Annotated in this window: 22 protein-coding genes; 13 read left to right on the top strand and 9 right to left on the bottom strand. The window is 71.6% G+C overall.

Going from position 1 to position 22,506, the window contains the following annotated elements:
• Nucleotides 1-291: 291 nt before the first annotated feature.
• Both nudC and ACZ6SD_RS21445 read right to left on the bottom strand, forming a co-directional pair.
• A complete protein-coding gene (nudC, locus tag ACZ6SD_RS21450) occupies nucleotides 292-1,329 on the bottom strand; it encodes an NAD(+) diphosphatase (RefSeq protein WP_465318732.1) in 1,038 nt (345 codons plus the stop codon).
• A complete protein-coding gene (locus tag ACZ6SD_RS21445) occupies nucleotides 1,322-1,786 on the bottom strand; it encodes an Lrp/AsnC family transcriptional regulator (RefSeq protein ID WP_465318731.1) in 465 nt (154 codons plus the stop codon). Before ACZ6SD_RS21445 ends, nudC begins: the two co-directional genes overlap by 8 nt.
• A gap of 85 nt (nucleotides 1,787-1,871) precedes the next feature.
• Here ACZ6SD_RS21445 and ACZ6SD_RS21440 point away from each other — a divergent pair, with 85 nt between their 5' ends.
• The 11 genes from ACZ6SD_RS21440 (at nucleotide 1,872) to ACZ6SD_RS21390 (ending at nucleotide 10,621) form a co-directional block, all read left to right on the top strand.
• Nucleotides 1,872-2,375 (top strand): XdhC family protein, encoded by a 504-nt coding sequence (locus tag ACZ6SD_RS21440; RefSeq protein WP_465318730.1) that lies wholly within the window; start codon nucleotides 1,872-1,874, stop codon nucleotides 2,373-2,375.
• 98 nt (nucleotides 2,376-2,473) lie between these two features.
• A complete protein-coding gene (gene fabG, locus ACZ6SD_RS21435) occupies nucleotides 2,474-3,229 on the top strand; it encodes a 3-oxoacyl-ACP reductase FabG (protein WP_465318729.1) in 756 nt (251 codons plus the stop codon).
• Between the two features lies 1 nt (nucleotide 3,230).
• A complete protein-coding gene (locus ACZ6SD_RS21430; protein WP_465318728.1) occupies nucleotides 3,231-3,698 on the top strand; it encodes a MaoC family dehydratase in 468 nt (155 codons plus the stop codon).
• The gene (locus tag ACZ6SD_RS21425) at nucleotides 3,695-4,870 is read left to right on the top strand and encodes an acyl-CoA dehydrogenase family protein (protein ID WP_465318727.1); all 1,176 of its coding nucleotides are present in this window, start codon (nucleotides 3,695-3,697) and stop codon (nucleotides 4,868-4,870) included. The genes ACZ6SD_RS21430 and ACZ6SD_RS21425 overlap by 4 nt, the downstream gene beginning before the upstream one ends.
• The gene (locus ACZ6SD_RS21420) at nucleotides 4,867-5,958 is read left to right on the top strand and encodes an acyl-CoA dehydrogenase family protein (protein WP_465318726.1); all 1,092 of its coding nucleotides are present in this window, start codon (nucleotides 4,867-4,869) and stop codon (nucleotides 5,956-5,958) included. The genes ACZ6SD_RS21425 and ACZ6SD_RS21420 overlap by 4 nt, the downstream gene beginning before the upstream one ends.
• A complete protein-coding gene (locus ACZ6SD_RS21415; protein WP_465318725.1) occupies nucleotides 5,955-6,563 on the top strand; it encodes a TetR/AcrR family transcriptional regulator in 609 nt (202 codons plus the stop codon). Before ACZ6SD_RS21420 ends, ACZ6SD_RS21415 begins: the two co-directional genes overlap by 4 nt.
• A 101-nt stretch (nucleotides 6,564-6,664) precedes the next feature.
• Complete coding sequence (locus ACZ6SD_RS21410) at nucleotides 6,665-6,829, top strand: hypothetical protein (protein WP_465318724.1); 165 nt, start codon at nucleotides 6,665-6,667, stop codon at nucleotides 6,827-6,829.
• Nucleotides 6,826-7,863 carry a gamma carbonic anhydrase family protein gene (locus ACZ6SD_RS21405; RefSeq protein WP_465318723.1) on the top strand — a complete coding sequence of 346 codons (1,038 nt, stop codon included), beginning with the start codon at nucleotides 6,826-6,828 and terminating at the stop codon, nucleotides 7,861-7,863. The genes ACZ6SD_RS21410 and ACZ6SD_RS21405 overlap by 4 nt, the downstream gene beginning before the upstream one ends.
• A 96-nt stretch (nucleotides 7,864-7,959) precedes the next feature.
• Nucleotides 7,960-8,886: an alpha/beta hydrolase gene (locus ACZ6SD_RS21400; RefSeq protein ID WP_465318722.1), complete on the top strand. Its 927-nt coding sequence runs from the start codon at nucleotides 7,960-7,962 to the stop codon at nucleotides 8,884-8,886.
• Entirely contained in the window at nucleotides 8,883-9,356 is a 474-nt protein-coding gene (locus tag ACZ6SD_RS21395) for a GbsR/MarR family transcriptional regulator (protein WP_465318721.1), read from the top strand. Before ACZ6SD_RS21400 ends, ACZ6SD_RS21395 begins: the two co-directional genes overlap by 4 nt.
• On the top strand, nucleotides 9,353-10,621 hold the full coding sequence (locus ACZ6SD_RS21390; protein WP_465318720.1) for a glycosyltransferase: 1,269 nt from the start codon (nucleotides 9,353-9,355) through the stop codon (nucleotides 10,619-10,621). The genes ACZ6SD_RS21395 and ACZ6SD_RS21390 overlap by 4 nt, the downstream gene beginning before the upstream one ends.
• A 5-nt stretch (nucleotides 10,622-10,626) precedes the next feature.
• Here ACZ6SD_RS21390 and ACZ6SD_RS21385 read toward each other — a convergent pair whose 3' ends face one another.
• A complete protein-coding gene (locus tag ACZ6SD_RS21385) occupies nucleotides 10,627-10,977 on the bottom strand; it encodes a VOC family protein (protein WP_465318719.1) in 351 nt (116 codons plus the stop codon).
• 53 nt (nucleotides 10,978-11,030) lie between these two features.
• On the opposite strand from ACZ6SD_RS21385, the gene ACZ6SD_RS21380 reads away from it, so the two are divergent.
• A complete protein-coding gene (locus ACZ6SD_RS21380; RefSeq protein WP_465318718.1) occupies nucleotides 11,031-11,759 on the top strand; it encodes an NADPH-dependent F420 reductase in 729 nt (242 codons plus the stop codon).
• Between the two features lie 434 nt (nucleotides 11,760-12,193).
• Here the strand turns inward: ACZ6SD_RS21380 and ACZ6SD_RS21375 are convergent, their stop codons facing one another.
• Nucleotides 12,194-12,583, bottom strand: coding sequence for a MerR family transcriptional regulator (locus tag ACZ6SD_RS21375; protein WP_465318717.1), 390 nt, complete (start codon nucleotides 12,581-12,583; stop codon nucleotides 12,194-12,196).
• A 59-nt stretch (nucleotides 12,584-12,642) separates the two neighbouring features.
• On the opposite strand from ACZ6SD_RS21375, the gene ACZ6SD_RS21370 reads away from it, so the two are divergent.
• On the top strand, nucleotides 12,643-13,506 hold the full coding sequence (locus ACZ6SD_RS21370; RefSeq protein WP_465318716.1) for an NAD(P)-dependent oxidoreductase: 864 nt from the start codon (nucleotides 12,643-12,645) through the stop codon (nucleotides 13,504-13,506).
• Nucleotides 13,507-13,617: 111 nt separating this feature from the next.
• On the opposite strand, the gene ACZ6SD_RS21365 is transcribed toward ACZ6SD_RS21370, so the two are convergent.
• The 5 genes from ACZ6SD_RS21365 to cobN form a co-directional block, all read right to left on the bottom strand.
• Entirely contained in the window at nucleotides 13,618-14,391 is a 774-nt protein-coding gene (locus ACZ6SD_RS21365; protein WP_465318715.1) for a pirin family protein, read from the bottom strand.
• A 510-nt stretch (nucleotides 14,392-14,901) separates the two neighbouring features.
• Nucleotides 14,902-17,493: a bifunctional FO biosynthesis protein CofGH gene (locus ACZ6SD_RS21360; RefSeq protein WP_465318714.1), complete on the bottom strand. Its 2,592-nt coding sequence runs from the start codon at nucleotides 17,491-17,493 to the stop codon at nucleotides 14,902-14,904.
• A gap of 88 nt (nucleotides 17,494-17,581) precedes the next feature.
• Nucleotides 17,582-18,142 (bottom strand): DoxX family membrane protein, encoded by a 561-nt coding sequence (locus tag ACZ6SD_RS21355; RefSeq protein ID WP_465318713.1) that lies wholly within the window; start codon nucleotides 18,140-18,142, stop codon nucleotides 17,582-17,584.
• 12 nt (nucleotides 18,143-18,154) lie between these two features.
• On the bottom strand, nucleotides 18,155-18,661 hold the full coding sequence (locus ACZ6SD_RS21350) for a hemerythrin domain-containing protein (protein WP_465318712.1): 507 nt from the start codon (nucleotides 18,659-18,661) through the stop codon (nucleotides 18,155-18,157).
• A 259-nt stretch (nucleotides 18,662-18,920) separates the two neighbouring features.
• The gene (gene cobN / locus ACZ6SD_RS21345) at nucleotides 18,921-22,505 is read right to left on the bottom strand and encodes a cobaltochelatase subunit CobN (RefSeq protein WP_465318711.1); all 3,585 of its coding nucleotides are present in this window, start codon (nucleotides 22,503-22,505) and stop codon (nucleotides 18,921-18,923) included.
• Nucleotide 22,506 lies beyond the last annotated feature (1 nt).

Below are 22,506 nucleotides of genomic sequence, written 5' to 3'. Positions count from 1 at the left end.
CACAGCGACAAGGCAGCACAGCGCACAACCTCACGGCCGCACGGCGCACGGCGCACGGCGCACGGCCAGCCTCAGCTACGCCGTCAGCCCCCGGCCCACGGGCCGCCCTTGGCCCTCACCCAGCGACTTCGCGTGAGCCGCCCAAGCATCGAGAATCGCTTCCGCCCCCACCTTTCCGCCCGAGGCCACGACGTCACGCCGCGGCAGGCACAGCGACGAGAAACCCCGCCGCGGTAGGCCATTCCTGCCCCAGGGACCACGGTGAGCCCCAGGACACGAAACGAGCCACGTTCACCGTCGTCGGTTCGCCATCCAGCGGTCGACTAGGAACGCCTCGATCGAGTCACCGCGACCGCGGTCGAGTTCGGCGACCTCGGACCGGGTGAACCACCGAGCTGTCACCAGCTCCTCCCGATCGACCTCGACCTCTTCCGACAACGCCACCGCCCGGAACCCGAGCATGAGCCCAGCCGGGAACGGCCACGCCTGCGAGCCCAGGTACTCCACCTCCCCGACCACCACCCCCGTTTCCTCAGCCACCTCCCGCCGGACCGCGTCTTCCGCGCTCTCACCGATCTCCACAAAGCCCGCCAGAGTGGAGAACCCGGATGCCCCGCGATGCCGACCGAGCAGGCACCGCTCTCCCGACTCCACCAGCACGATCACCGCGGGCTCGATCCGCGGGAACAGCAACTTGCCGCACCCGACGCACTCTCGGACGTGCCCGCCGTGGCTCTCCCGCGCCGCCGATCCACACGCACCGCAGAAGCGCTGGTTCCGCCGCCAGTGCAACAACCCGCGCGCGTACGCCAACCGCGCCGACTCTTCGGCGCCGATCACTGAGAACAGCGCCCGCACGTCCACCGCGTCGTCCGCGTCCGCCGCGGCCATGGCCGCTACTTCGTCCAATTCGGACAGATCGACCGCGAACAACGGCCCCGCCCCGCCGACAGCCGCACCCTGCGCCGACCGTAGGCGACCACCGCCCGCATCGCGTCCGCCATCCGCATCGCGTCCGCCGACCGCACCGCGTTCGCCGACCACATCGCGTTCGCCGACCACATCCCGTTTGCCGACCGCACCGCGTTCACCGACCACATCCCGTTTGCCGTCCGCGCGGTCACGCTCCTCCCCCACGCCCAGGAAGACCGCGTCATCCGACACGCCCACCGCCACCGGCGCACCGCCGCGAACCAGGCAACGGTCACGCCACAGCGGAATCGCGCGTGCCGCCGGATGTTCGCGCATTCTGGCCAAGAACGCCGCGTCGGCCCGGCAACCGCCCGCGCGGTCCAAAGCCATGCCGGTGTAGGGCAACAGCTCACACATCAACGGTCACCGGACGCTCGAAGAAAGTCTCCAGCACGACGATCGTCTGCGTCCCGGTGACCCCGTCTAAATCGAAGATGTCCTTCAAGGCGCTTTGCAACTCCGCCGTGCCCGCGGCGCGGATCTTGACCAGCACCGAGGCGCTGCCCGCGATGATGTGCGCCTCCTCCACCCACGGCAGCGCGCTCAGGGCCGCGTTCGTCTCCGGCCCGCCCATCCACGCGTTGGCCTCGATCATCACGAAAGCCAGCACCCCCTTGCCCACAGCGCCGGGGTCCACATCCACCGTGGTTCGGCGGATGACGCCGCGTTCACGCAGCTTGCGCACCCGCTCGTGCGCTGCCGCCCCGGACAGTCCCACCTCTTCTCCGAGCGTCGCGTACGGGGTCATGGCGTCCACTTGCAGCCTGGCCAGCAATCGCCGGTCGACGATGTCCATCAAGTCCACCTCCTTCACCACCGAACTGTATCAGGAAAAATTGTTCGATGGTTTAACCACATCAGGTGATGCGTCAGCGATCGAGTTGGACGACACTGCCCTCATGAGCACCGATTCCTGCGCCGTGGCCCACGGCGCCCCCGCTTCCGGCGCCGCCGTGAAGACGCTGGTCGTCGTCTTCGCCACGGCCGTCGGCGAGCACCTCCTGCGCTACGGCGCCGACCTCGGCTACAAGACGCTTCTCGTGGAACCCCAGCGAGCGCGGGTCGCCGCGACCGACGTGACAGTCCTGACCGCGGTTCCGGCCGACCTCGGCGAGCACACGGATCTCGTGGTCACCGACCACCACCGCCCCGAACTGGGCGCACTCCTCCAGTCAGCGCTGCGGTCAGGCGCCCGATGGATCGGCGTCATGGGCAATCCCAGGCATCCCCCGCCCCACGTCCCCGCCCTGCGCGCGCTGGGCGTGCCCGAGTCCGACATCGCCCGGGTGCACCGGCCGGTCGGCCTCAACATCGGCTCCCGCACGCCCCCTGAGATCGCGATCGCGACGCTCGCGGGCCTGATCGCCGACCGCAACGGCAAACCGGGAGGCTTCGAGTTCTGATCGAAGCGAATCCCGCTGTGGACAGCCAGACAACCCGCGAGTAACTTTCTAAGCGCTTGCTTAGCTCCGGCCCCGCCCACTCAATCTCGGAGGAACCCGTGTCCCAACCCCGCACCGCCATCGTCACCGGCGCAGCCCGCGGCATCGGCGCCGCCGTGGCCAAGCGTCTCGCCCGCGACGGCTTCTCCGTCGCCGTGGTCGACTTGGACGCGGCGAGTTGCGCCGACACCGTCAAGGCCATCGAGGCCGAGGGCGGCACCGCCCTCGCGGTGGGCGCGGACGTGAGCGACACCGAGCAGGTCGAGGCCGCCGTGGCCGAGGTCGCCGAGAAGCTGGGCCCGCCGACGGTGCTGGTCAACAACGCGGGCATCCTGCGCGACAACCTGATCTTCAAGATGACCGACGACGACTGGGACGCGGTCATCAACGTGCACCTGCGCGGCTCGTTCCTGATGACCCGCGCTGTCCAGCGGCACCAGACCGAGCAGAAGTACGGCCGGATCGTGAACCTGTCCAGCACGTCCGCGCTGGGCAACCGCGGCCAGGCCAACTACGCCACGGCCAAGGCGGGGTTGCAGGGCTTCACCAAGACGCTGGCGATCGAACTCGGCAAGTTCAACATCACGGCCAACGCGATCGCGCCGGGGTTCATCGAGACCGAGATGACCGCGGCCACCGCCGCGCGGGTCGGGGTGCCGTACGAGGACTTCAAGGCGGGAGCCGCTTCGATGATCCCCGTGGGCCGGGTGGGGCAGCCTGAGGACATCGCGGCGACGGCGTCATTCCTGGTCAGCGAGGAAGCCGGGTTCGTGTCGGGCCAGGTCATCTACGTCGCGGGCGGACCGAAGGACTGACATGCGCATCTTCACCGGACCGGAGTCCCTCGCCGAGGCCAAGGGCAAGCACCTGGGCTACGGCGACTGGCTGGAAATCACCCAGGAACGGGTCCAGCAGTTCGCCGACGCCACCGGCGACCACCAGTGGATCCACGTCGACGCCGAGCGCGCCGCCGGAGGCCCGTTCGGCGGCACGGTCGCGCACGGCTACCTGACCCTGTCGCTGCTGCCGATGCTGGGCCGCGGTGTCTACCGCTTCGACGGCTTCATCATGGGCGTCAACTACGGGCTCAACAAGGTGCGGTTCCCCAACCCCGTTCCGGTCGGCGCGCGCGTGCGGCTCGGCGCGGAGCTGCTGGAGGTCACCGAGGTCGCCCAGGGGTATCAGGTGGTCTTCAAGCACACCATCGAGATCGAGGGCGCCGCCAAGCCCGGCTGTGTCGCCGAGGCCGTGGTGCTGCTCGTTCCGGGGAGGACCGGATCATGAGCGAGGAGTTGCGCGAGCGGGTCGCGGCGCTGCTCGCCGAGCATGATCCGGCGACGACCGACCGGCTGGAGTTCCTGCGCGCCCGCTTCGACGCGGGCCTGGCCTGGGTGCATTTCCCGGTCGGGCTCGGCGGTCTCGGCGCGGCGCGGGGAGACCAGCGGATCGTCGATGAGGAACTGGCCAGGGCGGGCGCGCCGGACAACAATCCGCGCCGGATCGGCATCGGGCTGGGCATGGCCGCGCCGACCATCCTCGCGTTCGGCACCGACGAGCAGAAGCGCCGCTTCCTGCGTCCACTGTGGACCGGCGAGGAGGTGTGGTGCCAGCTGTTCAGCGAGCCGGGCGCGGGCTCGGACCTGGCGGCGCTGGGCACTCGCGCCCGCCGCGACGGGGACGACTGGGTGGTGACCGGGCAGAAGGTCTGGACCTCCACCGCGCACACCGCGCGGTGGGCGATCCTGGTCGCCCGCACCGATCCGGACGTGCCCAAGCACGCGGGCATGACGTACTTCGTCTGCGACATGACCGATCCCGGCGTCGAGGTGCGGCCGCTGCGGCAGATCACCGGGGAGGCCGAGTTCAACGAGGTCTTCCTGACCGAGGTCCGCATTCCGGACGCGCACCGGCTCGGCGCGGTCGGCGACGGTTGGCGGGTCGCGCAGACCACTCTGATGAACGAGCGGGTCGCCATCGGCGGGCGGCCGGTGCCGCGCGAGGGCGGCATGATCGGCGTCGTGGCCGAGGCGTGGCGGGCCAACCCGGGGCGGCGCACCCCGGAGGCTCATGACCGGCTGGTGAAGCTGTGGGTCGAGTCCGAAGCGCTGCGGTTGGCCGGAATGCGGCTGCGGCAACAGCTCGCGGCGGGGTCGCCGGGGCCGGAGGGGTCGGCGATGAAGCTGGCGTTCGCCCGGCTGGCGCAGACGCTGTCCGGTTTCGAGGTCGAGTTGCTCGCCGAAGACGGCCTGCGTTACGACGACTGGACATTGCGGCGGCCGGAACTGGTCGACTTCACCGGCCGTGAGGCGGGCTACCGCTACCTGCGGGCGAAGGGCAACTCCATCGAGGGCGGCACCTCGGAGATCCTGCGCAACATCATCGCCGAGCGGGTTCTGGGCCTCCCGGCCGAGCCCAGGGTCGACAAGGACGTGCCGTGGAAGGACTTGCCGAAATGAGCGAGCCGAACCTGCTCTACACCGATGTCGAGGACGACTTGCGGGCCAGCGTGCGGAATCTGCTCGCCGACCGGGCGGACGAGGCCGCGGTGCTCGGCCGGGTGGAAAGCGCCGAACCGCACGACCTCGGGCTGTGGCGCACCCTGGCCGCCGAGCTAGGGGTGACCTCGCTGCACGTCCCGGAGGACTTGGGCGGGCAGGGCGCGGGCTACCGCGAGACGGCGGTGGTCGCCGAGGAGCTCGGCCGGTCCGTGGCGCCCGTGCCGTTCTTGGGCAGCGCCGTGCTGGCGACGGCCGCGCTGCTGCGGGTCTCCGACGACGAGCACGCGCGGGCGACGCTGGCGAAGTTGGCCGCGGGCGACGCGACGGCCGCGTTGGCGGTGCCGCTGTCGGCGTGGCCCGGATCGCCGCTGCCGTCGGTGCGGGTCGAGGGCGGGGGCCTGGTGGGGACGGTCCGCTCGGTCGCCGACGCGGCCGTGGCGGATCTGTTCGTGGTGCCTGCCGACGACGGGCTGCACCTGGTCGAGGCGGGCGCGGCCCGGGTGACGCCGGTGGTGTCGCTGGACCTGACCCGCCCGGTCGCCGACGTCGAGTTCGCCGGGTCGGCGTCGGTCCGGCTGTCTGGTTCCGCGGCCGCGGCCGTCGAGGCGGCGTTGCTCACCGGCGCGGGCGTGCTGGCCTCCGAGCAGGTCGGGGTCGCGCAGTGGTGCCTGGACACCACGGTCGCCTACCTCAAGGAGCGCTACCAGTTCGGCAGGCCGGTCGGGTCGTTCCAGGCGCTCAAGCACCGGCTGGCCGACCTGTGGCAGGAACTGGTGCTGGCCCGCGCCGCGGCCAGGCACGCCGCCGACCGGCTGGCGACCGACGACCCGGACGCGCCGATCGCGGTGTCGGTGGCGCAGTCGCTGTGCGCGGCGGTCGCGGTGCGCGCCGCCGAGGAGTGCGTCCAGCTGCACGGCGGCATCGGCATGACCTGGGAGCACCCGGCGCACCTGTACCTCAAGCGCGCCAAGGCCGACGAGATCGCCCTCGGGACCCCGGGGCGGCACCGCGCCGTCCTCGCGCCACTGGTAGACCTGCCCGGATGACCGACCCCTTGCCCGGCGACCTCTGGCCGGACATCAGACCCGACGCGGCCCGGCGGCTGATGGCCGCCGCGGTCGACGCCTTCGCCGCCCGCGGGTACCACGCCACGACCACCCGGGACATCGCGACGGCGGCCGGGATGAGTCCCGCGGCGCTGTATGTGCACTTCCCGTCGAAGGCGGCGGTGTTGTTCGCGATCAGCCGCAGCGGGCACGAGCGGGCGCTGGCGATGGTCGAGGCGGCGTTCGCCGGGCCGGGGAGTCCGGCCGAGCGGATGGGCGCGCTGGTCGCGGAGTTCGTGAGCTGGCACGCCACCAAGCACCGGATAGCCCGGATAGTGCAGTACGAACTGTCGGCGCTGTCGGCGGCGGACTACGCCGTGGTGGCGTCCCTGCGGCGCAAGACCGAGGCTGTGGTGCGGGCCCTGATAGACGAGGGCGTGCACGCGGGGGTGTTTCAGGTCGCGGACGTTCGGATCGCGGCCAGGGCCATCTTGTCGCTGGCCATCGATGTCGCGCGGTGGTACACGCCGGATTTCCGGCCCGCGCCCGCGGAATTGGGCAAACGCTACGCGGAACTGGCTTTGGCGATGCTCGGGTCACGCTGACGGGGAACAGCGCTCGACTCTCCGCCCAGCCGAGAGCCGTGTGGGGTAACGGCATCGAGAATCTGGTGAGTGTGGTCACCAACCGGCCTACAGTGGGTGCCATGGCGACGTTCGGTGAACTGGTGCCCGGTCCGAAGCTTCGCAAGGTCAGCGACGAGGACGCGGGCACCGGCCAGGAGCAGGACCCCGGCCCGCTGGATCTGGAGTCCGGCGTGGTCTTCCTCCGCCCCCGCCCGGCGCCGGAAGCCCCCGAGAACCCGACGTGAGCCTCAACCGGGCGACCTCGAACCAGCCCGCCGCGACGGTGGCCGGGTCCGCTGTCCTGCTCGGCGACATGCGCGTCGGCGCGGGCGCGCACCTTGCCCAGGGGTTGGTCGTCCGCGCGCACGGGGGCGCGGTGGAGATCGGGAACAACTCGGCGGTGCTGGAGAACGGCATCGTCGTCGGGTGGCAGGCGCACCCGGTCCGCATCGGGCAGCGCACGGTGTTCGGGCACCGCGCGCACGTCATCGGCGCCACCGTGGGCGACCTGTGCGAGATCGGCAACGGCGCGATCCTGATGCCCGGCGCGCGCCTCGGCGACGGGGTGATCCTCGGCGAGGGCACCCTGATCCCCGCGGGCACGGTGGTCCCCGACCAGGCGGTGCTCGTCGGCAGGCCGCCGCACGTGATCCGCACCGCCACCGAGCGGGACCGCGACCGGGTCGCCGCGCTGCGCGAGTACCAGACCGAACGGACCGAGCACCCCGGCGTCCTGATCACCGGGCCCGCACAGAACGGCGGCGGCATGGGCACGCTCTACGCGTACGGAGACCACCGGCCGGTCATCGACCCGACGGCGTTCCTGTTCGACTCGGCCGAGATCACCGGGGACGTCACCGTGGGGGCGAAGACGGTGATCGGCGCCGGAGTGAAGATCATCGGCGACTCGCACGGCCCGGTGCGCGTCGGCGCGCGGGTGCAGATCCTGGAGAACACGGTGCTGCACCTGTTGCCGGACAACGAGTTGATCATTGAGGACGACGTGGTCATCGGCCCCGGCTGCATGATCCACGGGTGCCGCGTCCAGACCGGCTCGGTGATCGAGCCCGGCGCGATCGTGTGCGACGACAGCGTGGTCGGCGCCGGGTCGATCGTGCGCGCGGGGGCGTGCGTGAAGCAGCGGGCGGTGTTCGGTGCCGGGTCGGTCATCGACGGGTTCCCCGCCGTGCTGGTCGGCACCCTCGACGCGCCGCCCGAGCCACCCGGGTGGGCGCTGCCGCTCGACGCCGCCACCCGGATCAGCCGCGTCCAGCGCTGATCCCAGCCGCTCCACCCGCCACGGCCTCCGCGTTGCCAGGAGTTTCAGTCTGTGCTGAAATTAGTAGCATCATCGAGACCAAGGGGGACGACACCGATGACGCCACGAATCGAGCACGTGACCTTCCTCAGCATGGGCACGCGGTGCGCGGGCGACCTGTACCTGCCCGCCGACGCGGGGCAGGCGCCCGGCCTGGTCCTGGGCCACAGCAGCGTGATGGTCAAGGAAGCCCTCGCCGACTTCGCCGCGCACTTCGCCGCCGCCGGATACGTCGCGCTGGCCATCGACTACCGCACGATCGGCGCGAGCGAGGGCGAGCCGCGCGGGCAGAACTTCCCGGAGCGCAAGGTCGAAGACTTCCGCAGCGCCGTGTCCTACCTGCGGGAACGGCCAGAGGTCGACCCGGAGCGGATCGGCCTGTGGGGAGTCAGCGGCGGCGGGTCCGCCGCGTTGCAGGCCGCCATCCTCGACCGGCGGGCGGGCTGCGTGGTGCTGCAGAGCCCGAGCACGCTCAACGGCTGGCGGTACCTGCGGAAGCTGTCCGGGCACGAGGCCTTCCACCAGCTGCGCGACCAGCTTGACCAGGACTGGCGGCGCCGGTACGAAACCGGGCGCGGCGCCACGGTCCCCGGCCTGAACCTCCAGCACGAGGAGGCCAGGAAGGCGCAGGAGCTGGCGAGCGAGATCTACCCGTCGTTCCGCAACGAGCAGACGCTCGAATCGCTGGAGCACCTGCTGACCTTCGCCCCGGAGCACCTCATCGAGCACCTCGCGCCGACGCCGCTGCTCATGATCGCCAACGGCGGCTACGACCCGTACCACACGCTGGACGAGGTCCAGATCGCTTACCGCAAGGCCGGTGAGCCCAAGCGGCTGGAGGTCCTGCCCTACGACGTGCTCGGCCTCTACACCGGACCGGGCAAGGACGAAGCCCTCCGGCTGGCCACCGACTGGTTCGACCGGTATCTGCGCGAGACCGCCCCCATCCGCCCGACGCGGCTGCCCGCCGGGAGCCAACCGTGAGCCAGGGGGCGGCCGACCGCGAGCGGGTGCTGGAGTGGGTTGAGCGGGTCGCGACGTTCTGCGCCGAGACCTGGGGCCTGGCGCCGATCACCGGCCGGGTCCTGGGCTGGCTGATGATCTGCGACCCTGCCGAGCAGTCCGCTGGCGACATCGCCGACGCGATTGGGGCCAGCCGCGCGTCGCTGACGTCGAACATGCGGTTCCTCACGGCGACGAACCTCGTGCGCAGGCACACCAAGCAGGGCGAGCGCACCGTTTACTACCAGCTTGAGGACGACGCGTGGGAGAAGGTCGTCCGCGCCCGGCTCGCCGCGTTCGCCGCGTTCGGCGACGTCGCCGAGGAGGGCCTGAAGCTCACCGGGGGCGACGAGCGACTGGCCCGCCGCATCCGCTCCGCGCAGCGTTCGATCGACCTGCTGACCGGCGGCAAGCCAGTCGATCCACACCATCGGGGGAACGAAGAACCATGAAGATCGTCATTCTCACCACCGGGTCACGCGGCGACGTCGCCCCGTACGCGGGGCTCGCGGGACGGCTGACCGCAGAGGGCCACGAGGTCGCGATCGCCACGCAGGCGGCGCACGCGGACTTCGTCCGGGCCGCCGGGTGCGAGTTCCGGCTGATGCCCGGCGACATCCGGGCCGACCTGGGCTCGGCGCACGGCAAGGACTGGCAGCGGCGCGGGACCGGGCCGCTGGGCGCGATCCGGACCAACATCGAGATGGGCAAGGCCCTGCTGACGGAGGTGGGCGACGGCGCCATCGCCGCCGCGGCGGGCGCGGAGATCCTGCTGCTGCAACGGGGCGCTCTGGCGCACGGTTACCTGCTGGCCGAGGCGATGGGCATCCCGGGGATGGCGCTGGAACTGTTCCCGGGCGTGCCGACGGCCGAGTTCGCCATGCCCTCGCTCGACATCCGGTTCCTGGGCCGCTGGGGCAACCGGAACATCCCGCGCGCGGCCATAGCGCTCAGCGCGCACGTGCGCACGCCGCTGGACGAGTCGATCAGGGCATTCCAGCGGCGCCTCGGGCTGCCGCTCACCGGGCTGGGCGAGGTCCGCGCGCGGATGCTGCGCGACGAGTCCTGGCCTATCCACCACGGTTACAGCCCGGCCGTGCTGCCGCGCCCCGCGGACTGGCGGCCGGGCGTGGACGTCGTGGGCTACTGGTGGCCGCCCGCGCGCCCCGACTGGCAGCCGCCCGCCGAGTTCGCGGACTTCCTGGCGGCGGGTCCGCCGCCGGTGTTCGTCGGCTTCGGCAGCATGGTCCCCGGCGACGGCGAGCGCCTGGCCGAGACCGTCACCACCGCGCTGGCCAAGGCCAAGGTCCGGGCCATCGTCCAGTCCGGCTGGTCCGGGTTGGTCGCGGCGGGCGAGGACGTGCTCCCCATCGCGGAAGCCCCACACGACTGGCTGTTCCCGAGGATGGCGGCGGTGGTGCACCACGCGGGCGCGGGCACCACCGGGGCCGGTGTGCGCGCGGCCGTGCCCGCGGTGCCGGTGCCCACGCTGGGCGACCAGCCGTTCTGGTCCCGCAGGCTGGCGAGCCTGGGCGTCAGTCCGGGGCACGTGCCGATGCGCGAACTGTCCGCGGACCGGCTCGCCGACCTGATCAAGCAAGCCGTCACCGACCGCTCCTACCGCGTGCGCGCCCGAGCGCTCGCCACGCGTGTCGAAGCGGAAGACGGCTCGGGGGCGATCGCCCAAGCCGTGGAACGGGTATCCGCCAGCCGGTAAGCGGCTCAGCGGTGGGCTAAGACATTGACGACATGCCCGTCCGGGTCCCGGACGAAGAAGCGGCGCACGCCCCACGGTTCGTCGGTCAACGGGTGCACGATCTCCGCGCCCGCCGCGACCGCGGCCGCGTAGGCCGCGTCCACGTCATCGACCTCGACGGAGGCGGAGGGCGGCACCGGGGCGGTCGCGTCGTGGCTCATCAGGCTCACCTGGACCCCGGGCCGGTCCGGGTCGGCGAGGGTCACGATCCACCCGAGGTCCATGACCACGCGCAGGCCGAGGACCGCCGTGTAGAACGCCTTCGCCCGGTCCAACGCCGCGCTTTTCAGGTTCGGGACGACTCGCATCACTGCCATGACCGGATCGTCTCATCAGGACACGACAGTTTCGCCGCACTCGACCCGGTGGGGTGGAATGCCAGGCGCTTCCCGGACTGTTGCACTGGATCAGGAGAACATCCACCACAGGCGACAAGGGGAACGCAGTGAAGATCGGCATCATCGGCGCGGGCAACATCGGCGGAACGCTGACCCGCCGGTTCCGGCAGTTGGGACACGAGGTCGCGGTGGCGAACTCGCGGGGCCCGCAAACTCTCGCAGACCTCGCCGAGGAGACCGGGGCGACCGCCGTCCCGGTCACCGAGGCGGCGAACGGGGCGGACCTGGTGATCATCACCATCCCGCAGAAGAACGTTCCCGACCTGCCAGCCGGCGTGCTGGACGGCGCCGCGCCGGGAGCCGCGGTCGTGGACACCGGCAACTACTACCCGGCCGAGCGTGACGGGGTGATTGAGGACATCGAGAACGGCACTCCGGAGAGCGTGTGGGTCCAGAACCTGCTTGGCAGGCCGGGAATCGTGAAAACGTTCAACACCATTGCCGCTGAGCGGTTGCTCACCGGCGGCAAGCCCGCCGGCACGCCCGGGCGGATCGCACTGCCGGTCGCGGGTGACGACCCTACGGCGAAGGCCGTTGTCATCGCCGCCATCGATGAACTCGGCTTCGACACGGTGGACGCCGGTTCGCTGGCCGAGTCGTGGCGGCAGCAGCCTGACACCCCCGGCTATGGGGCCGACTTCGACGTCGAGCGCCTGCGGAAGGCTTTGGCGGAGGCGACGCCGCTGCGGCAGGCTCGGTAGCGAGTCTCCCCTAGATCTGGGGCCAGCGGTGTGGTTTCGACTGCGGTGATCCGGGCTGGCTGCTCGTGTTGTTTGCTCGATGGGGTGGAGTGGTTTCTTCGGGGCCCCTACGAAGGAAGATCGCCGTGTGAAAGACGGGTGGGAAGCCTACGGCCTCACACGCGCGCAGCCAGCTTAGCGATCTTCCTTCTCCCCCGAAGAAACCACTCCACCCCATCGAGCACCTGGCGGGCCTGGGTGCCGCTTGGCAGGAGCGTGGGTTCTCTGTCTTTGCTCCCACCGAGCGTCTCGCAACTCCGGGCGCGGTTGGCGGGTGTTCGGGTTAGCTGTTCCGCTCCCATCGAGCACCCAAGGCAGCGTTAGATGCGGCTGGCAGGAGGGCGGGTTCGCTGGTTGACCCCGCCCGGCACCTGGCTTGTCCGGCCGGTGACCGGCTACCGGGCGGACAAGGCGGAAGCGCAGGCGGTGGCTGCGGGCGGTGTGGCGGCGATGACCTTCTCCAGCAGCGAGCGGGCGGTCTCCAGGTCGCGGATCGCAGTGCTGATTCGGTCGCGCTCGCCCTCGAAGTGGGGTAGCAGTTCTGGGCAGCCGGGAGCCAGGCCGTCGCCTAGGTCGACCATGCAGGGTAGGACTTCGGCGATCAGCGTGGTGGGGAGTCCGGCGGCGAGCAGGGTGCGGATGTGGCGGACGGTTGTGACGTCGGCGTCGGTGTACTCGCGGTAGCCGCTGGGTAGGCGGGCGGGGCGCACGAGGCCCTGCTGCTCGTAGTAGCGCAGCGCGCGCTCGCTGACCCCGGCCCGCCGGGCCAACTCCCCGATTCGCATGTGTCCCAGGCTATCGCGGCTTGACCTTGACACTGGTGTCAAGGTTTAGCTTCATCACCATGACAGCTCAACCCACTCCCGTCACGGTGCTCGGCCTCGGCCCGATGGGGCAGGCGCTCGCGGGCGCCTTCCTCGCCGCGGGGCACCCGGTCACCGTGTGGAACCGCACTCCCGGAAAGGCGGAAGCCCTGGTGGCGCGGGGAGCCCGGCTCGCGGACAGCGCGGCGGCGGCGATCGCGGCGAGTCCGCTGGTGATCGTGTGCGTCATCGACTACGCGGCCGTGCGCGCGATCGTCGAACCGGCCGTCGACGCGCTGCGCGGCCGCACCCTGGTGAACCTGACCTCCGACGAGCCCGAGCGGGCCCGGGACCTGGCCGCGTGGGCCAGCGGCTTCGACTATCTCGACGGCTCGATCATGACGCCGACGGCCACGATCGGCGGGCCGTCGGCGCGGGTCCTCTACAGCGGTCCGCGGGAAGCCTTCGACCGGCACCGCGACGCGCTCGCGAGCATCGGCGGAACCGCGATCTACCTCGGCGCAGACCCCGGCCGCGCGGCCGCGTACGACGTGGCTCTGCTGGACGTGTTCTGGACCTCGATGTCCGGGCTGATGCACGCCTTCGCCCTGGCGCGCGCGGAGGGGATCAAGGCCAGGGAGCTCGCCCCGCACGCGCGGGAGGTCATGTCGCTGCTGCCCGCGTTCGCCTTGCGACTCGCGGGCGAGGTGGACGACGGCGAGCACCCGGGCGAGGACTCCACGCTGCGCTCGGCGGCCGCGGGCATGGCCCACATCCTCGCCGCGAGCCGCCGCCACGGGCTGGACAGCTCGGTTCTGGCCGCCGCCCTGGACATCGCTCGATCGGCGATTCCCGACCACGGCGACGAGGGCTTCTCCCGGCTGGCGGAAGTCGTCGCCCGGTAGTCCCCATGCCCTGACAGGAACGACGACAGCCCGAGCGCGACGGTCAGATAGCGGCCACGCCCGTGACGGAGAGCCCCGCCGAACGACGCTCTCCGTCACGGGCCGCGCGCCTCAGCCCATTCGGACGCCCGCGTGCATTTCCCACACCAGGATCTCGGCGCCCTCGGCACCCGCGGTGACCCGTTGTCCCCCGGTCGCGGTCAGCCGGGCGGCGTCCCCGGTGTCCAGCGGTCCGCCGCCTTCCAGGGACACGGTTCCCCTGGGCACGAACAGGTGCACGAACGGCGCGTCCGGAAGGGTGACCGTGCCGTGCGGGGCCATACGGGCGGCGTACAGCGCGGCGTGCCGCTGTCCGATGCGGATGGCCGCCGCGCCCGCGTGTTTGTCCATTCCGGACGCCACCGGGACCAGGCCGCCCGCGAGGAGTTCGGCGTCGATCTCCAGTTGCTCGTAGCCGGGGTCCTTGCCCGCCTCGTCCGGGACGACCCACATCTGCACGAAGTGCACCGGGTCGGTGTGCTCGGGGCCGCCCGCGAGGCGCCAGGAGTCGTTCTTCTCCGAGTGCAGGATGCCGGTGCCCGCGCTCATCCGCTGCGCCAGCCCGGGGTAGATGATGCCGTTGTGCCCCTCGGAGTCCTGGTGCACCAGGGCGCCGCGCAGGACCCAGGTGACGATTTCCATGTCCTGGTGCGGGTGTGTCTCGAAGCCCGCGCCGGGGGTGACCACGTCGTCGTTGTTGACCAGGAGCAGGCCGAAGTGCGTGTTGGTCGGGTCTCGATGTCTACCGAACGAGAACGAGTGCTTCGAGTCCAGCCAGCCGATCTCGGTGGCGAACCGGTCCGCGGACCGTCGAATGTCTATTTCGGACACCAGGTGCCGAGTCATACCACCACTTCTCCGTACATCTCGCCCAGCGGGATCGGCGATCAGCTCGATCCGCGCGCCGTCAGGATCCTTGAAGTCCCCCTCGCCGCCGCACGTGCGTCGTCCAGTGGAAAGCGGCGAGGGACTGCGCTGTCCACTGGCGGGTTCCCGTCGCCATAGTCCGCGACACCCGTCCGCTGCGGTGCGGTTAACGGATTAACCGACCCGACGGTAGAGCGTATTTAGTTGTCCTGTCAATTACTGGACCGGGTGATCTACCCCGCGCCGGACGATGTACGGGCTACCCCTAGTGGATCATTGCGGGCCCTAACGACACGGCACCGCCCCCCACCGGACCGAACGCGACGGTGGTCAGCGGCCGAATCCCGGCAACCGAGCAGGTGAGCGCGCCGCTGACCGCGGCGGCCCGGACTGGTCCGTCCGAGTGAGCCCGCCCCGGCGCGCGGACCGACGCCGTCGACACCGCCGGTTCGCCGAGAAGCAGGCGGCGTCGGCCCGCGCGGTTGGGCGTCAGGTGCCCAGCAGCGGCAACAAGCTCGGCTTCCACACCCCGTCGTTCTTCCGCGCCGTGGCCAGCCGCTCCCCGGGGACCTCGCCGTAGGTGGTCGTCCGCTGCCGCGCCGGGCGGCCCGCGGCGGTGGCCAGGGCCTCCAGGTCGGCGACGGTCTTGTAGCTGCCGTTGTCGCTGCCCGCCATGCGGCTGATGGTCTCCTCCATCAGGGTGCCGCCGAGGTCGTTCACCCCGCCGCGCAGCACGTCCACCACGCCGTCGTCGCCGAGCTTCACCCAGCTCGTCTGGATGTTGGGGATGCGGCCGTGCAGCAGAATCCGCGCCAGCGCGTGCACCGCGCGGTTCTCCAGCCGGGTCGGGCCGGGGCGGGCGATGCCCGCCAGGTAGAGCGGGGCGTTGGTGTGCACGAAGGGAAGCAGCACGAACTCGGTGAAGCCGCCGGTCCGGTCCTGGATCTCGCCGATCAGCTTGAGGTGGGCCACCCAGTGCGCGGGGGTGTCCACGTGCCCGTACATCATTGTCGACGTGGTCGGGATGCCCAGGGCGTGCGCCGTGGTCACCACATCGATCCACGTCGCCGTGGGGAGTTTGCCCTTGGTCAAGATCCAGCGGACGTCGTCGTCCAGGATCTCGGCCGCGGTTCCGGGCAGCGAGTCCACACCGGACTCCCGAGCCTGAGTCAGCCAGTCCTTGATGGACAGATTGGTCCGGCTGGCTCCGTTGACGACCTCCATCGGCGAGAACGCGTGGACGTGCAGCCCGGGGGCGCGTTTCTTGACCTCGGCGGCGATGTCGAAGTACGCCGTGCCCGGCAGGTCGGGGTGGATGCCGCCCTGCATGCACACCTCGGTCGCGCCGACCTCCCACGCCTGCTCGGCGCGCTGGCCGACCTGGTCGAGCGAGAGGGTGTAGGCGTCCGCGTCGGTGCGCCGCTGGGCGAAGGCGCAGAACCGGCAGCCGGTGTAGCAGACGTTGGTGAAGTTGATGTTGCGGGTGACGACGTAGGTGACGTCGTCACCCACCGCGTCCCGGCGCATCCCGTCCGCCAGCGCGGCCAAGGCTTCGATCTCCGCGCCCGGCCCGGCCGAGAGCAGCACCAGGGCGTCCGCGTCGGACAGCCCGGTCGGGTGGCGCTCGGCGTGGCGCAGGGCGGCGGCGAACTCCGGCCGCAGCGCGCCGCCCGCGCCGGTCAGCGCTCCCGCGCCCTGGGCCACCTGGGCGCGCAGCTCATCCCAGTCGCCGTACACCGAGTCGAAGTCGTCGCGGCGGTCCGAGGTGCGGCCCTCGGCGTCGATCGCGGTGTGCAGGTCGGTGCGGCCGGTCTCCACCAGCGCCACTTCCGGCTCCTGCCACGGTCTGCCGACCAGGACCGCGTCTTCCCGGGCGAGCCCGGTCGCCGGGTCGGCGAGCGCGGCGACGTGCGCGCTCAGCCTCGGGTCCAGCCACGGCTCGCCCGCCCGCAGGTACTCCGGGTAGATCGTCAGCCGCTCGGCCAGCCGGAAGCCCGCGCGCGCCGTCTCCTCGGCCAGCAGGTCGATGTGCGGCCAGGGGCGCTCGGGGTTCACGTGGTCCGGAGTCAGCGGCGACACCCCGCCCCAGTCATCGATGCCCGCGCGGATGAGCAGGCCGAACTCGGACCCGATGAGGTTCGGCGGGGCTTGGACGCGGATCTTTGGGCCGAGCACGACCCGGGCGACCGCCACGGTCGCGGCCAGTTCCTCGGCCTCGGCGTCGGGCATCGCCCGCATCGCGGTGTCCGGCTTCGCGCGGAAGTTCTGGATGATGACTTCCTGCACACCGCCGTACTGCCGGGCGACCTTGCGGATGGCGAACAGCGACTCGACGCGCTCGGCCAGGGTCTCGCCGATGCCGATCAACACCCCGGTGGTGAACGGCACGGCCGAGCGGCCCGCGTCTTCCAACACCCGCAGCCGCACGGCGGGCTCCTTGTCGGGCGAGCCGTAGTGCGGGCCGCCGGGCTCGGACCAGAGCCGGTCGGCGGTGGTCTCCAGCATCATGCCCATCGACGGCGCGACCGGCTTGAGCCGCTGGAAGTCCGTCCACCCCAGCACGCCCGGGTTGAGGTGCGGCAGCAGGCCGGTCTCCTCCAGCACCCGGATGGCCATCGCGCGCACGTAGGACAGCGTGTCCGGGTAGCCCTCGGCCTCCAGCCACTCCCGGGCGGCCGCCCACCGGTCCTCGGGGCGGTCGCCCAGGGTGAACAGCGCCTCCTTGCACCCCAGGGCCGCGCCCTGCCGGGCGATCTCCAGCACCTCGTCCGGGCTCAGGAACGGCGCGGGCAGCCGGTGCGGAACCGTGGCGAAAGTGCAGTAGTGACAACGGTCACGGCACAGCCGGGTGAGCGGGATGAACACCTTCCGCGAGTAGGTGATCACCCCGGGCCGACCGGCCGCGACCAGGCCCGCGTCACGCACCCGGGACGCGGTGTCGAACAGGTCGGCCAGCCCGTCGCCGCGGGCGTGCAGCAGGACCTCGGCCTCCACCTGGTCGAGCGCGGCGCCGTCGCGGGCCCGGCGCAGCGCGCGCCTGATCGCGGACTCGGCGGGCACTGGCTGCTCGGCACGGCTCACGGACAACCTCCAAGGGAGCGATTTCGTCCAACCTATCCACCTGAGTGGACGAAATCCTGACCCCGGTGATTCCGTTGGGCCGTCCGGATCAGCCGGGCAGCACGCTTTGCAGCGCCTTCTTGGCCTTCTTCGGCGCGGCTCCCACGGTGTGGGTGGTGTCCTGCGCCCATTCGCCGAAGTCGTGCGCGTGCTCGCCGAGCGCGTGGCCCGCCCGCCTGGCCCGCCAGCCCAGCGACGGCTTGCCCGCGGTGTCGGCCGCGGCGAGCAGCAGCCCGCCGAGCAGGCCGACGTTCTTGACGAAGTGGATCTGCTGCTCCTGCCGCCGCTCGGGCTCCTTCTCCTCCCAGAACCGGTGCGTCGCCAGCGTGGTCGGCACCAGGCTCCCGGACAGCAGCAACGCGGCCAGACGCGGGAAGCGGCCGAACGCGAGCGCGAGGCCCGCGCCCACCTTCACCATGCCGTCGATCTTGACCAGGGTCGCCGGGTCGGTGGGCACCTGTTCGGGCAGCTTGTCGCCGACCTTGCCCATGGCGTCGTGCAGGAACGGTTTCGCCGCCTCGGCGTGCGCCTCGGGCGCGCGCAGGGCGTTCACACCGCCGCTGATGAAGATCGCGGCAAGCATTGGCCGGGCCAGCCTGCGCAGGATCATCGTCTCGTCCTCTCAGTCGTCGATCCGGTCTTTGGTCTGCTCGGCCACCTCGCGCACGTGCGCCAGCTCGCCGCACCCCGCCTTGATCCGCTCGTCGCGGACGGTGACGAACCGCTCCCCCAGTTCCGCCCGCCTGCTGTCGGCGACGTTCTCGCGGGCGTCGTTGAGGATCGTCCGCTCCTCCTCGTCCACGTGGTGGTTGATCGCCGTCACCAGTTCCTCCAGCGCGTCCTCCCACGCTTCGGCCTCGGTGTCCTCGATCTCCATGAGCGCGAGCAGGGCCTGATGCCCCTCGGCGTGCTCCTCGCGGCCGTGGTCGACCTCGCCGTCGGGGATGTCCTTGTAGCGGCGCAGCGCCGGGTACACCTCGGCCTCCTCGGCCTCGGCGTGCGCGACGAGCAGGTGGGCAAGTTCGTCCAGCACCTTGGCTCGGTCACTGGTGCGGTCTCTGAGCTGCCGGAACAGCTCCTCGAAGCGGCGGTGGTCGGCCATGATCAGCTCGATCACGTCTGCGGACATCGGGCGTCCTCCGTGGTGGGTGTGGCGTCGCTGCGGTGGGTACCCCGCATGACCAGCGGTCAACCCTGGGCGAGTCGATCACCGTGGGCCTTGGTCGCCGCGCTCGCGGGGAGGCAGCCAGACGCCGGGGTCTCACCCGGCCGGGGGAACGAAACCTGCCGCTCGGGGGCCGGGCGGGCGAGGGCGTCCCGGTCAAGACTGGCGCCCGCCTGGGCGCGGGCGCCAGTCCGTCCTCCACAGCTTTCTCAGCGGGCGCCCGTCACTCCGAGCCCGCCTCGATGTCGCCCTCCACCTGGAGGTACAGCTCCTGGAGCCGCCGCAGCGTCGCCGGGTCGGGCTCGGCCCACATCTTGCGTTCGGCTGCCTCAAGCAGGCGCTCGGCGATGCCGTGCAGCGCCCACGGGTTCGACTCGGTGAGGAACTTGCGGTTCTCCGGGTCCAGCGCGTAGGTCTGGGCGAGCTTGTCGTACATCCAGTCGGCCACGACGCCGGTGGTGGCGTCGTAGCCGAACAGGTAGTCGACCGTGGCGGCGAGCTCGAACGCGCCCTTGTAGCCGTGCCTGCGCATGGCCTCGATCCAGCGCGGGTTGACCACGCGGGAGCGGAACACCCGGTTGGTCTCCTCGGCCAGCGACCGAGTGCGCACCGCGTCGGGCCGGGTGCTGTCGCCGATGTAGGCGGCGGGCGCCTTGCCGGTCAGCGCGCGCACCGTGGCGACCATCCCGCCGTGGTACTGGAAGTAGTCGTCGGAGTCGGCGATGTCGTGCTCGCGGGTGTCGACGTTCTTCGCGGCGACGTTGATCCGCCGGTACGCCGACTCCATGTCCGCGCGGGCGGCGGCGCCGTCGAGGTCGCGGCCGTAGGCGAAGCCGCCCCAGACGGCGTAGACCTCGGCGAGGTCCCGGTCGTCGCGCCAGTTGTGGCTGTCGATCAGCGGCAGCAGACCGGCGCCGTACGCGCCGGGCTTGGAGCCGAAGATGCGGGTCGTGGCGCGTCGCTCGTCCTTGTCCTTGTCCGCCAGGACATGGGCGCGCACGTAGTTGTCCTCTCCGGACTCTTCCAAACCGGCGACTAGGCGCACCGCGTCATCGAGAAGGTAGACCACGTGCGGGAAAGCGTCCCGGAAGAAGCCGGAAATCCTTACCGTGACGTCGATGCGCGGGCGGCCAAGCTCGGCGAGCGGGATCACGTCCAGCCCGCTGACCCGCCGCGACGCCTCGTCCCACACCGGGCGCACGCCCAGCAGGGCCAGCACCTCGGCGATGTCGTCGCCCGCGGTGCGCATCGCCGAGGTCCCCCACACCGACAGGCCGACCGAGCGCGGCCACTCGCCGGTGTCCTTGCGGTAGCGGGCGGCCAGCGAGTCGGCCATCGCCGAGCCGGTCTCCCAGGCGAGCCTGCTCGGGATGGCCTTCGGGTCGACCGAGTAGAAGTTGCGGCCGGTGGGCAGCACGTTGACCAGGCCGCGCAGCGGCGAGCCGCTGGGGCCCGCGGGCACATAGCCGCCGTCGAGGGCGTGCAGGATGTTGCCGATCTCGTCGGTCGTCTTGGCCAGCCGGGGCACGACCTCGACGGCGGCGAAGGTCAGCACCTCGGCCACGGCGTCGTGGTCCGCTCCGAGGACGTCCCGGGTGACCTTAGCGACGTCGTCGGGCCGCCAGTCGTGGTCCTCCATGGCCTGCACCAGGGCCAGCGCCCGCGCGTCGATCTCGTCGGTCTTGGCGCGGCTTTCCGAGCCGTCTTCCGCCAGTCCCAGCGCTTCGCGCAGGCCGGGCAGCGCGGCGGTCTGGCCGCCCCACATCTGCCGGGCGCGCAGCATCGAGTTGACCAGGTTGACCCTGGCCGCGCCGACCGGCGGGTCGCCCAGGGTGTGCAGGCCGTCGCGGATCTGCACGTCCTTGATCTCGCACAGCCAGCCGTCGACGTGCAGCAGGAAGTCATCGAACTCGGCGTCGTGCGGGCGGTCGTCCAGGCCCAGGTCATGGTCGAGCTTGGCGGCCTGGATCAGCGTCCAGATCTGCGCGCGGATCGCGGGCAGCTTCGCCGGGTCCATCGCCGCGATGTTCGAGTGCTCGTCCAGCAGCTGCTCAAGGCGGGCGATGTCGCCGTAGCTCTCCGCGCGGGCCATCGGCGGCACCAGGTGGTCGACCAGGGTGGCGTGCGCGCGCCGTTTGGCCTGGGTGCCCTCGCCCGGGTCGTTGACCAGGAACGGGTAGATCAGCGGCAGGTCGCCCAGCGCGGCATCCGGCCCGCAGGCCGCGGACAGCCCCAGGTTCTTGCCGGGGAGCCATTCCAGGTTGCCGTGCTTGCCGAGGTGGATCATCGCGTGCGCGCCGAAGGTCACCGCGACCCAGCGGTAGGCGGCGAGGTAGTGGTGGCTCGGCGGCAGGTCCGGGTCGTGGTAGATCGCGACCGGGTTCTCGCCGAAGCCGCGCGGCGGCTGGACGATGAGCACGACGTTGCCCGCGCGCAGGGCGGCGAGCACGATCTCGCCGTCCGGGTTCCGCGACCGGTCCACGAACAGCTCGCCGGGCGCCGGGCCCCAGTGCTGCTCCATGGACTCGCGCAGCTCGGTGGGCAGCGTGTCGTACCAGGCGCGGTATTCGGCGGCCGGGATGCGGACCGGGTTGCCGGAAAGCTGCTTCTCGGTGAGCCAGTTCGGGTCCTGCCCGCCCGCCTCGATCAGCGCGTGGATGAGCGCGTCGCCGTCGCCAGCGTCCACTCCGGGCAGCTCGCCGATGTCGTAGCCCGCCTCGCGCAGCGCGACGAGCAGCCGCACGGCGCTGGCAGGCGAGTCGAGGCCGACGGCGTTGCCGATGCGGGAGTGCTTGGTCGGGTACGCCGAGAGCATCAGCGCGATCTTGCGCTCGGCGGGCGGCACGTGCCGCAGGGCGGCGTGCTTGACCGCGATCCCGGCGACCCGCGCGGCCCGCTCGGGGTCGGGCACGTAGACCGACAGGCCATCGCGGTCCTGCTCCTTGAACGAGAACGGGACGGTGATCAGGCGGCCGTCGAACTCGGGGACGGCGACCTGGGTCGCGGTGTCCAGCGGGGACAGGCCGTCGTCGCTGTCCTCCCACGCCGACCGGCTGGAGGTCAGGCACAGGCCCTGCAGGATTGGGATGTCCAGGTCGGCGAGCGCGCCGACGTCCCACGCGCCGTCGTCGCCGCCCGCGCTCGCGGCGGCCGGGAGCGTGCCGCCCGCGGCGAGCACGGTGACGACCAGCGCGTCGAGGGTGCCCAGGACGTCGAGCAGCTCGGGCGGGGCGGTGCGCAGCGAGGCGCAGTAGACGGGGACGGCCTGGCCGCCCGCGTCCTCCACCGCGTCGGCCAGGGCTTCGACAAACGCGGTGTTCCCGGCGAGGTGGTGGGCGCGGTAGTACAGCACGCCGACCCGTGGTCCCTCGGTGCGCCGGGGCGTGCGCTCCAGGCGCCCCCACGGGGCCAGTTCGGCGGGCGGGGCGAAGCCCTCGCCGGTCAGCAGCAGCGTGTCGGACAGGAAGTGAAAAAGTTCACGCAGGTTGTCCGCGCCGCCGAAGGCCAGGTAGCGGTGCGCCTCGGCGACGACGCCGCCGGGCACGGTCGAGCACTCCATCAGCTCGGCGTCGGGGGCCTGCTCGCCGCCGAGCACCACGACCGGGCGCGGGCCCGCTAGCAGTGTGTCCAGGCCGTCCTCCCAGGCTCGGCGGCCGCCGAGCAGTCGCACGATCACCACGTCCACGCCGTCGAGCAGGGCGGGCAGGTCGTCCAGCGGGAGCCGGGCCGGGTTGGCCAGCCGGTAGTCCGCGCCGCTGGCGCGCGCGGAGAGCAGGTCGGTGTCGGAGGTCGACAAGAGCAGGATCATG

It is taken from the genome of Actinokineospora sp. NPDC051303 (assembly GCF_055586285.1).
This window is presented reverse-complemented; position numbering and strand designations above follow the sequence as displayed.